General features: G+C 61.8%; 12 protein-coding genes. All 12 read right to left on the bottom strand.

Annotated elements, in window-relative coordinates; translation table 11 throughout:
* Positions 1-298 precede the first annotated feature (298 nt).
* Positions 299-598, bottom strand: coding sequence for a PAAR domain-containing protein (locus AAD018_RS18385; RefSeq protein WP_367316665.1), 300 nt, complete (start codon positions 596-598; stop codon positions 299-301).
* 12 nt (positions 599-610) lie between these two features.
* A complete protein-coding gene (locus AAD018_RS18380) occupies positions 611-1,129 on the bottom strand; it encodes a hypothetical protein (protein ID WP_367316664.1) in 519 nt (172 codons plus the stop codon).
* Positions 1,129-1,410, bottom strand: a complete 282-nt coding sequence (locus AAD018_RS18375) for a hypothetical protein (protein WP_412005328.1) — start codon at positions 1,408-1,410, stop codon at positions 1,129-1,131. The genes AAD018_RS18380 and AAD018_RS18375 overlap by 1 nt, the downstream gene beginning before the upstream one ends.
* 377 nt (positions 1,411-1,787) lie before the next feature.
* Positions 1,788-2,768 carry a hypothetical protein gene (locus tag AAD018_RS18370; protein ID WP_367316662.1) on the bottom strand — a complete coding sequence of 327 codons (981 nt, stop codon included), beginning with the start codon at positions 2,766-2,768 and terminating at the stop codon, positions 1,788-1,790.
* 32 nt (positions 2,769-2,800) lie between these two features.
* The gene (locus AAD018_RS18365; protein WP_367316661.1) at positions 2,801-3,277 is read right to left on the bottom strand and encodes a hypothetical protein; all 477 of its coding nucleotides are present in this window, start codon (positions 3,275-3,277) and stop codon (positions 2,801-2,803) included.
* A gap of 216 nt (positions 3,278-3,493) precedes the next feature.
* A complete protein-coding gene (locus AAD018_RS18430; RefSeq protein ID WP_459382426.1) occupies positions 3,494-3,610 on the bottom strand; it encodes a PAAR domain-containing protein in 117 nt (38 codons plus the stop codon).
* Positions 3,610-4,395 (bottom strand): hypothetical protein, encoded by a 786-nt coding sequence (locus AAD018_RS18360; protein WP_367316660.1) that lies wholly within the window; start codon positions 4,393-4,395, stop codon positions 3,610-3,612. Before AAD018_RS18360 ends, AAD018_RS18430 begins: the two co-directional genes overlap by 1 nt.
* Positions 4,396-4,406: 11 nt before the next feature.
* Positions 4,407-4,544 (bottom strand): PAAR domain-containing protein, encoded by a 138-nt coding sequence (locus AAD018_RS18355; RefSeq protein ID WP_367316659.1) that lies wholly within the window; start codon positions 4,542-4,544, stop codon positions 4,407-4,409.
* Positions 4,544-5,341 carry a hypothetical protein gene (locus tag AAD018_RS18350; RefSeq protein WP_367316658.1) on the bottom strand — a complete coding sequence of 266 codons (798 nt, stop codon included), beginning with the start codon at positions 5,339-5,341 and terminating at the stop codon, positions 4,544-4,546. Before AAD018_RS18350 ends, AAD018_RS18355 begins: the two co-directional genes overlap by 1 nt.
* Entirely contained in the window at positions 5,338-6,048 is a 711-nt protein-coding gene (locus tag AAD018_RS18345; RefSeq protein ID WP_367316657.1) for a hypothetical protein, read from the bottom strand. The genes AAD018_RS18350 and AAD018_RS18345 overlap by 4 nt, the downstream gene beginning before the upstream one ends.
* Positions 6,048-6,986 (bottom strand): DUF4123 domain-containing protein, encoded by a 939-nt coding sequence (locus tag AAD018_RS18340; RefSeq protein ID WP_367316656.1) that lies wholly within the window; start codon positions 6,984-6,986, stop codon positions 6,048-6,050. The genes AAD018_RS18345 and AAD018_RS18340 overlap by 1 nt, the downstream gene beginning before the upstream one ends.
* A 4-nt stretch (positions 6,987-6,990) precedes the next feature.
* Entirely contained in the window at positions 6,991-9,396 is a 2,406-nt protein-coding gene (locus AAD018_RS18335) for a type VI secretion system Vgr family protein (protein ID WP_367316655.1), read from the bottom strand.
* Positions 9,397-9,746 lie beyond the last annotated feature (350 nt).

Below are 9,746 nucleotides of genomic sequence, written 5' to 3'. Positions count from 1 at the left end.
CCAGCGAACGGTGAGGAGGATGACGTCCTTCGGGAGCCGATAGCCTCTGAACGGATCACGGCGTCGCATCACTCGAGCTTCTCGTGTCAGCTGACGCATGAACTAGCTCGCACAACGCGACAGACCCGCCAAGAAAGATACCCTATCAGTCCAAGCTCCCTGCCCTTCCCGACGATGAAATCCATAAGAGCCTCGATGACATTGCCACGCCGCTCGCGCTTCAGTCGAACCGGATGGATGAACAGACGAAGGCGCTGAACTGGCTGAGCAAAGTCATCATATTGCCGATGGCCTGGGCCTAATCCGAACGCAGGGTCGGTATGCCGACCGTCATTTTGCCGCCATGCCCCGTGCTGTCGCCGATCCGCATGACCCCTTTGCCATCGATTTTCAAAAGGCTTGATCCCTTCGACATACCGTCCGGCCCCGGCATGCCGGTGCACATGCATTTGCCGCCCTCGACAGCCAGCGGGATGCCGTTGAAACGCACGAGGGTCTGGCCTGGGTCGATGACAGGACCACCGACATGCGGCTTGGGGCCAGGATCGACCTTGGGGCAGACATGCATGTGGCCGAGAAGGGAGATGGGCTTAGACATGTACCTCGTCTTTTACTTCAAAGGCGCGTCGAGATCATCAAAGAAATAATAGTCCAGCAATTCAAGAACAAACTCACTGTCGACGAATTCCACATAGCCGATCTTGTAGCGTTTCCAAAAACTAGGCCAGGCAGCAACGATACCGAGCTTCGCCCAGAACCCGGCTTCCCTGTCACCATAAAGCTCATCGTCCAATTCGAACAAAGCCTCCATCACCTTTTTGCGATTGCGATCAAAAAGGTCGATGCCACGAAACATGAGAGGCTCAGTCGAGTCGTCGATGAAGACTTTTACCAACCGGTCCTTGTGGAACGTCAGACCGATGCCTCTGTCATGGTATGGTCGATAGGGTGCGTAGTCGCATTCTACGACATCTTTGATAATCGGCATGTCTTCGGGATCGACTTCGCGTCGATCGATCGGGCGAGTTACGCTGATCGCATCGCCCAACACATTCTCTGCCTCCGCCTTGGACATACCAAAACGGAGCGCGCGATAACCCACTTGGGATATGAACGCATCTTCAGCCATCATCTTCTCCGCCGTCGGCGCCGCCCGGATTCAGGTAGGCCGTACTTGCTTTTGTATTGATTTACACATTCCATGTAGGCAGCCGCTTCGGCAATCGCCGCATCGTATTTGTCACCAAATTTCGCCCGGATGTCGAGAACATCCATCATGAAGGCTTCGCGCAATTTTCCTTTGCGGATAAGGTCCTTCTGAGTTTCTCGGTACCTACGACCAGCGGTGCCCATGTTACCGTGGCTTGCTGTTAACCTATGGTCCGCCACATCCATCTGGATCGCAGGCATAGCGCCTGTTGAAACGCCTGCCGGGTATGCGTCCGATGCCGGCATATGGTGCGACTCCACCCCGGTTCGGGCGCGACTTCGGTTCCCTGAATGGGAGCCGCCACTATAAGGCCCGTTGTTCAGACCTGTTCCGCGAGACAGGAGCTGGCATGGCGAAACCAGATCGTCGAGCTGCCGACACGTTTTGCAATTTTGCCGACGTGTGGTCTCGCGCCTGAGCATGTCGCGGGCGCGTTGGATGCTCCGGTTCGCCACTCGCCGCGCGGCTTGCACCGCAGCTCTGCGCGCGGCTGCCGTTCCCGCGATACGCACACCCGCTTGAACAGCATAGCGCAGAGCGACCCGCCCGACGACCGCAGCGATGATTGGCAAAGGCATTAAAGCGCCTCCCAGTCTTCGTCGCTGGCGGCTCCTATTTGTTCAAGGATCTCCTCGACAGCGCGGTCCGGACCTTCGGAGTGATCTTTCACATAGTCCACGACCTGCGGTTCATTTGCGAGTTCGCCGCCCGTCATCAGCATCAGCGTGGCCCAAAGGCCTTGTCCATATTCTGTCTCGATGCCGAGCGCCCCTCCCGTCTGCTCGGCTTGCTGCACGACAGCGGAGAGGCCAGCCGAACCGACAACATCCACGTATTCGGGCGCGACCTCGCGCAGATGGGTCTCAATGCGCGCTCGGCTGAGAGCTGCATTTGAGCCGTCAAGTGACGATAGCTCCGCCTCCGAGAGGCGCAGGGGACCAGGCGCCGCGGGAACACCAGCGTCCATCACGACGCTAAGTAGCCCGCCGCGCTCAGCGCTCGCCTGGAATAGTAAAGCAGAGGCAGGCCCCAGCAGCCGTGCCTGATTGGGCATGGTCAGGCTCGATCCAACCTGCGCCATGACGTCTGCATCCGCATGTCGGAAGAGGACCCGGGCATGGGTTTCTGCCGCTTCCTCGGTCGACGTCATCTCGTCTGAGTCCGCTTCTACCTCTGGGTCCAGCGGTGGCAGCAGCTCTTTCGGATACATCACCATATTTATGCCCCTTAGGTGTTTGAAGAGTGCGTCTTCGCCTTTGGGGCATTGCCAGAAGACGGCGGCGGGGCGGTCTTTGATGAGGTCGAGGAGGGCGGGGACTGCCTCTGCGGGCGGCCGCAGGGCGGGGTTGTGCGCGGTCTCGTCGAGCACCACCAGATGGGGCGCGGTGATCACCTGCTCGGGATTGTTTTCGCCGCGGTCGAGATAGAGCGAGCAGGCGATGAACTTCCCCTCGCGCAGGGCATCGGGCAGGTTGTCGAACTGAGCGCCATCGAGGACGGCGAACCACGGCGCGGTCCGATAGTCGGCGGAGAGGAGAAGATCGTGCAATTTACTCATCGGGTCATCTCAAAAACGCGTCGCTGATTTCGCTACCGGATATACCCATATCGACGAGCAATGTCGCCGAGACGCGCGCGGTGCGCTGCGGAATGGAGCGGCTCGGCCGCATAGTCGCCGAGCCCGTATTCAAAAACCTTCGCCTCGACGACGCGGCGGACGATCTCAGGCGCTCCGAACAGAACGAAATAATCTACATCGGCCGGTACCCAGACGTAGAGGGGCGTCTCGGATACTTGAACGAGCTGTGTCTTGTAGGACTGGTCCCAAATCTGTTCGAGCGCGGCCTCTGGTGCCATCGGCCCGAACCGACGTGGCGCATGACCGAATTCGTGGGTCCAGAGTGTCAGCCGATCATCGTCCACGAGCGCGATCAACGCACGCCATTCGTCCTCCCCGATGTTCTCTGGAAAAGGAAGGCTCGCCAACCCAGCGGCGCGAACCACTTCAGCGTTAAGCTCGCTCCCATTGGGGATAAAGAGGTCGGCGGGGTCTTGGGTTCTCGTCATGATCCGTAATTTGGGTAGCGTATTTCTGTGCCGCGACCGTTGGGACGTCTGATTTCGAGGGTGGGCGGACCCTCGGAGCTGCCGGGGCGTACTGTGACGCGGTTGCCGTTCTTTAGCCGACCTGTGCGACCAGGCCCATACTGTGTGTCGATATCGCGGACGTCATCGGGGCCAAGACTGTCGAAGTCTTCGTTGGCTTGATCCATGCCGCCGGATTTAGCGCACGAGGGCTTGGCCCGCGTCGATGACAGGACCACCGACATGCGGCTTAGGGCCAGGATCGACCTTTGGGCAGACATGCATATGGCCAAGCAGGGAAACCGGTTTGGGCATCAGGTGGGCTCCTGCGGCAGGTCGGCGACTTCGTGGAAAGGGGGGAGAAGATCGACCGCCGTGATCTCGTCTAGCGAGTGGCGAACCTTGCGGCCGTAGGGTAACGGTGTGCCAATCCTTGCGGCCTCCTCAGGGTCGAGACGTTCCCGCCAGCGCCGCCACCATTCGCGACGCAAGATCCTCTCGTAGCCAGGCTGAATGTAATGGGCCGGCTCAATCCATATCTCGCGAAGCCTCCATTCCCAGAGCAGCTCGTCCCATTCCGTTCGCAGCGAAGGATCCTCGCACCACGCGTCGTCGTGACCGGTTGTCTCCTTCCAGATCGCGTCCACGCGCTTCTGCGGCTCCAACACCTCCGCCTTAAAGCTATCATAGAGCTGACGGTGAAGCTCGCCCTCTGGGATGTGCTTCCAGCTGTAAATTGCTTCGTCCCAACCCGCTGGAGAGCCGCCCCAGCATTCCGGTCGACCGCCGGGAAGAATGTAGGCTTCCAGATGCATGGCCCATAGGAGCATGCGCGGAACGTCCTCGCCATCAGAAGCTAGACCGAGAAGCATATCACACATTAAATCAACGATGGGCTGGTCCGGTCCATCCTCAGGCACTTTCCGTTCTGCCTGGACGTAGTGCCGGGTCCGCCCTCGGATCGCATCCCATTGCTTCATTGGACGTCCGATGAGCTCATCGAAGTCACCGGTCCGATCTACGACGAGCCAAGGCCAAGCTCCTCGGATGTCAAACACCTGGTCTCGCTCCAGTCCGTCAACAACCTTCCTAACGTCCATCGCAGCCTTCCTCATACCGACGGCGCCCCTGCGAAGCGCACGAGGGTCTGACCCGCGTCGATCCCTGGGCCACCGATACGGGGTTTGGGGCCAGGATCGACCTTGGGGCAGACATGCATGTGGCCGAGCAAGGAGATGGGCTTTGGCATCAGATCTGTTCCTGCGAAAGGTTGGCGACTTCATGGAAAGGGGGAAGTAGATCGACCGCCGTGACCTCGTCGAGGGAAAGGAGCACGTTTCGTCCGGAGGGAAGCGGTGCGCCAATCCTTGCGGCCTCCTCAGGGCCGAGACGTTCCCGCCAGCGCCGCCACCATTCGCGACGCAGCACCCTCTCATAACCAGGTTGGATGTAATGGGCCGGCTCGATCCAGATCGAGCCGAGCTTCCAATCCCAGAGCACCTCGTCCCATTCGGTGCGCAGCGACGGGTCCTCGCACCAAGCATCGTCGTGACCGGTCGTCTCCTTCCAGATCGCATCCACGCGCTTCTGCGGCTCCAGTACCTCCACTTTGAAGCTGTCATAAAGTTGACGGTGAAGCTCGCCCTCTGGAATGTTTTTCCAACTGTAGATCGCCTCGTCCCAGTCTGCCGGAGCCCCGCCCCAGCATTCCGGTCGACCGCCGGGAAGAATGTAGGCTTCCAGATGCATGGCCCATAGGAGCATGCGCGAAACGTCCTCGCCATCGGACGCAAGGCGGAGCAGGAGGTCCCGGGTCAAGTCAGCTGCATCTTGGCTCGGCGCATCGGGAGGAATGCGTCGCACGGAAGCAATGTAATCCTTGGTCCTTTGGCGGATGGCATCCCACTTGGTCATCGGGCGGCCGATGACCGCATCGAAGTCTCCCGTTCGATCAGCGACGATCCAAGGCCAAGAACCGCGTAGCCGCAAGAGCTGGGTCTTCTCCAGTTCGGCGATCCGTGCCGATGTCTCAGCGTCGATCTTCATACCAACGGTGCTCCAGCGTTGCCTTGAGGCGGCCGAATGATTTCCAGGTAGTCCCGCAAACGCCCGCCCTCACGGGCGGCCGGTAGGCCCTGGCAGTCAGGGTGACCCGGACCTTTCCACGGGATGGAGTTCGGCGTCCATCCGTTCTCTTTGCCGTTTAGGATGTTGTCGATAGCCTGGCGCTCAGCGCGGGAGAAGTGTTCCTGCGGATCGCAACTGGGACTATCCCCAGAGAATGGCCGGAACTCCCGCCGAAGCCCGTTCTGCGCGCCGACCAACTCGTCGACATGGTTGTCCCAACTATCGGTCCCCGGCCCGCTCCTGCCGCACATCTGTTCAATCATGCGATTCATGTAACCGTGGTTCCCTCCGCCGCCGTTCTCGGGGCTACGTTTGTTACGGTATAGCGCGTCCTTCACCCGTCCGGCCGCATCCTGGCAGCGCTGCGCGCATTCCTTGCATTCTTCATCCTCGGCAGCCTCGCCTTCGGTCTCGTCGATCTCCTCGGCCTCTTCCTCCGCGCTCTCCATAGCAGAGGTGTGGTCCTGCAGGGCCGCAGCGGCGGCCCGGCCCGCCATCTGGCCCAGGCGCGATCCGATCGCCCGACCAATAAACGCCCCGCCAGGCCCCAAAAGCGCACCGACACCGCCTCCGATCAGACCTCCGACCACACCGCCGATCGTACCCCCCGCCGTGCCAGCGACCATCAGTGAAGCTCCTCGGCAGCGGCCTTCATCGCGGCGATGGTCTCGCGCATCGCGAGGCGCACTTGGTCGTCCGGTCGACTGGCCGGGTCGGTCAGAAAGGCGCGGACCTGCGGATCATCCGCCGCGCGACCCTCCGTGACCGCCATGAGATAAGCCCAGCGTCGATGACCTCCCGCGCTGCGGATCCCAAGGGCAGCGCCCGACTTGCGACTACGGCGGGCAACCATGTCCAGATCTGCTTCTGGCATCTCGGAAAGGGGTGGCGGCAGATGGCGCCTGAGATACCCTTTCGTCCTTCGGATGGTGCTTTCCGCCCGACCATCGGCGATCCGGTCGCGCTGAGTCGCATCGAGCGTCAAAAGCCCAATAGGGGGAATCGCATCGACTCGGCCGATATCAACGAGCCCCTCGCCGTCACGCCACTCTGGCTCGGGAAAGAGGATCGCTGTCTCTGCGGGACCAAGAAGGCGAGCGATCTGAGGTGGGTGGAGCACGGCAGCGACCTGCACGAGCGCGTTGGCATCGGCGTGACGGAAGAGAACCGTCTCATGGGTATCCTCGTCGGAGCCAGGTTCGGTGCGTGGTAAACGCACCATATTGATGCCCCGTAGATGTTTGAAGAGGGCCTCCTGTCCAGCGGGGCATTTCCAGAATACGGCGGCGGGGCTGTCTTTGATGAGGTCGAGGAGAGCGGGGACTGTCTCGGCGGGTGGCCGCAGGGCGGGGTTGTGCGCGGTCTCGTCCAGAACGACGAGGTGAGGCGCGGTGATCACCTGCTCGGGGTTGTTCTCGCCGCGGTCGAGATAGAGCGAGCGGGCGACGAACTTCCCTTCGCGCAGGGCATCGGGCAGGTTGTCGAACTGAGCGCCATCGAGGACGGCGAACCATGGAGCGGTCGCGTAGTCGGCGGACAGGAGGATGTCAGAGAGGTCACTCATCAGGTCACCGCACGAAGGGCGTGGCGGATTTCGCCATGGCGCGCAGGCACTTCGACCCCTCGCCCGGCCCGCCCGACTTGAAGTCAATGGCGTTGCCTTCGATCTCGACCTTGAGACCGCGGATCTTCACGCCCCGCTTGGTGATCTCGACATAGCCGCCTGGCGCGGACAGCAGGATCGTATCCTCGGCCTTGATCTCCCAGACCTTGGAGGTGCCCTCGAACTTCTCGGCGCTGGAGATCTGGAACAGGTTGCCCGAGGAATGCGCCACCCGGCGGCCAGTATGCGTGGTATATTCGTCACCGATCTCGGCCGTCTTGGTCTTGCCGACCTTCAGCCGTTGTTCCTGGCCGATCTTGGTGAACTGCTTTGCGCCCACGAGCGTGTTCTGGACGGCCCCGACCATGGTGTTCTTGAACGCGCCGATCTGCTCGGTCCGGGCGAGCCCCACAGTATCGGCGACGAACTTCTCGACCACGGTGTTCTTGACCCCCGAAAGCGGCATGACGCTTGACAGAAGCCCGCCGAGCGCTGTTCCGGTCGCCACCTGCGCCGCTCCGGCAACAGCCCTGTTCTGCCCTGCCGCGTCAAAGGCACCGATGGCCGGGCCGGACGCAACCTCACCACCCACGGTCTGTGCGACCACAGCCCCCATGAACGCGGGGATGGAGGCGTCTCCTGCCTCGGACGCGACGTTGAGCGCATCACTCGTGGCCTGACCCGCGATCGCCGCAAGCGCCCCGAAGAGCGGTGCCTTGCTGCCGCCCACGGTCAGGTTCATCGACCCGCCGACGCGCTCCTGGTGGTTGTTGCCGACCTCGATGGATTTGTTCTGCCCCACGCTCTCCACTTGGTCGTTATCGACGCGCTTCATGCGGTTGTTGAGAACCTTCAGCGTCTGATCCTTTTGCGCATGCATCGAGATGTTTTCGGCCCCTGTCGCGTCCTCGAAGGCCAGCTCGTTGAAGCCCTTGGACTGGTGGCTATCCGAGCGGAAGACGGATTTGGTCTTGTGCTCTGGAAGGGGATAAGGGCTCTCGTTTTTCCCGTTATAGACGCAGCCGGTCACGATGGGTTTGTCGGGGTCGCCTCGGAGGTGTTCGACGATGACCTCCATGCCGATGCGGGGGATGACCATGCCGCCCCAGCCCTTGGAGGCCCAGGTCTGGCTGACGCGCACGCGCATCGTGTTGGCACCGGTGTCGTCCCAGTGGAAGCGGCAGAGAATGCGGCCGTGTTCGTCGCAGTCGATCTCGCCCTCGCCCACGACGACCGCCGTTTCGGGCCCTTGGACGCGTGGGCCGACCCTGCGGCGCTCCGGGCGATAGGGCGTGTCGTCGGGCATCAGGACATAGCTGCCCTCATAGGGCGTCTCATCGGTGCCGCTGCTCCCTGACCCATAGGCTTGAGCGCGGAACCGGTGCTCGGCTTTCAGGCACACGAAGGTCCGCCCGGTCGCCCCGAGCACCTCGTCGCCTTCCAGTGTCACCCGCCAGCCGGCCCCGAGCGACACCACATCGCCCGTCGCGCGGTGACGCGGAGCCTGGCCACGCTCGGCCTGCATCCGGCGGTTCACGACGCCGCGTCCCTCGCCCTGCTCGAGATAATCGCCCGGCCAGTCGTAGCTTTCGATACCGCCCGAGGGATGGGTCGCATCGCCTGTGTGATCGACCTGCTGCGCTGCGGTCGGGATCTTGAAGTTGTATTCCGTCAGGCGTACCGCACCCGTCGTGATCCGTTCGGCGCTGGACCAAAGGCTGAAATGCTCCTCGTCATGCTGGTGGAACCCGTCCACGCTGTAATAGGGGCGCGCACCGCCGGGCACCTGCGGCAGGCTGAACTCGGCATCCGTGAGCCGCAGCGTGTGCGAGCCCGCGTCGTGCCGCCAGGACCAGCTGATGCCGTGGCGCTCGAGCTGGCGGCGGACGAACTCCGCGTCGGTTTCGCCGTATTGAACGGTGTATTCCAGCGCGGGGTAGTCGTCCGTGACCTGCACTTCCAGATGCGGATCGCCGAGACTTGCATAGGCGCTCAGGACCTCCCGGGCGATCTGGATCACGGTTTTATTGTGGAAGATCCGCATGTTGCGCCGCAGCCCCGCCACATGCAGCCAGGGCCGCAGCGTCAGATCGTAGCGCAACCCGTTCTCGGTCGAGCCGCCCGCCGACGCCTCTGTGACGATGCCGTCAAAGGCGCGGGTCCCGCTCGCATGTTCGATCTCGACCGTGGCATGGGTGCCCAGGAGACTGTGCAGATCGAGCCCGGCTTGCGTCGACAGGGCCTCGACCCGCCACTCGAAATCGCCCGACAGCTCTTCGGTGCCGTCCATACGGAGCAAGACCAATGCGTCTTTGCCAAGAACTGTTGAAAGCCGCCCCTTACGGTCAGCCTGAGAAAAGAATTTGTTCAAAACAACAATCCATAGTTCAATGAATCACAGAACGAATAACAGATCGCAAGCCGGTGCAAAACCCGTTTAGATTGCCGCCCGAACTTCGCTATCTCACTGGGAGAGGTAATGTTCTCGGCGGGTATTCACGCTTCTGATAGCAGATGCGGCCCCTCTGACGGAGGCCTTGGTTATGGACCCGGCTGGTGTGGATGGACGTCCACAGCCGCTGGCTGCGTCTCGTCGTCTCTCAGGCCCTCCAGGGGGTCTGTCGCGTTGTGCGAGCTAGTTCATGCGTCAGCTGACACGAGAAGCTCGAGTGATGCGACGCCGTGATCCGTTCAGAGGCTATCGGCTCCCGAAGGACGTCA

Source organism: Aestuariibius insulae, from assembly GCF_040783535.2.
Taxonomy (GTDB): Bacteria; Pseudomonadota; Alphaproteobacteria; order Rhodobacterales; family Rhodobacteraceae; genus Aestuariibius; species Aestuariibius insulae.
The sequence above is the reverse complement of the archived record's forward strand: the minus strand, read 5'-3'. Positions and strand labels throughout refer to the sequence as shown.

Bases quoted from the DNA above. Each gene is read 5' to 3' on its own strand.
- AAD018_RS18380 (WP_367316664.1), bottom strand. From the start codon at position 1,129: ATGGCTGAAGATGCGTTCATATCCCAAGTGGGTTATCGCGCGCTCCGT.
- AAD018_RS18350 (WP_367316658.1), bottom strand. From the start codon at position 5,341: ATGAAGATCGACGCTGAGACATCGGCACGGATCGCCGAACTGGAGAAG.
- AAD018_RS18365 (WP_367316661.1), bottom strand. From the start codon at position 3,277: ATGACGAGAACCCAAGACCCCGCCGACCTCTTTATCCCCAATGGGAGC.
- AAD018_RS18370 (WP_367316662.1), bottom strand. From the start codon at position 2,768: ATGAGTAAATTGCACGATCTTCTCCTCTCCGCCGACTATCGGACCGCG.
- AAD018_RS18345 (WP_367316657.1), bottom strand. From the start codon at position 6,048: ATGGTCGCTGGCACGGCGGGGGGTACGATCGGCGGTGTGGTCGGAGGT.
- AAD018_RS18360 (WP_367316660.1), bottom strand. From the start codon at position 4,395: ATGGACGTTAGGAAGGTTGTTGACGGACTGGAGCGAGACCAGGTGTTT.
- AAD018_RS18385 (WP_367316665.1), bottom strand. From the start codon at position 598: ATGTCTAAGCCCATCTCCCTTCTCGGCCACATGCATGTCTGCCCCAAG.
- AAD018_RS18355 (WP_367316659.1), bottom strand. From the start codon at position 4,544: ATGCCAAAGCCCATCTCCTTGCTCGGCCACATGCATGTCTGCCCCAAG.
- AAD018_RS18340 (WP_367316656.1), bottom strand. From the start codon at position 6,986: ATGAGTGACCTCTCTGACATCCTCCTGTCCGCCGACTACGCGACCGCT.
- AAD018_RS18430 (WP_459382426.1), bottom strand. From the start codon at position 3,610: ATGCCCAAACCGGTTTCCCTGCTTGGCCATATGCATGTCTGCCCAAAG.
- AAD018_RS18375 (WP_412005328.1), bottom strand. From the start codon at position 1,410: ATGCCTGCGATCCAGATGGATGTGGCGGACCATAGGTTAACAGCAAGC.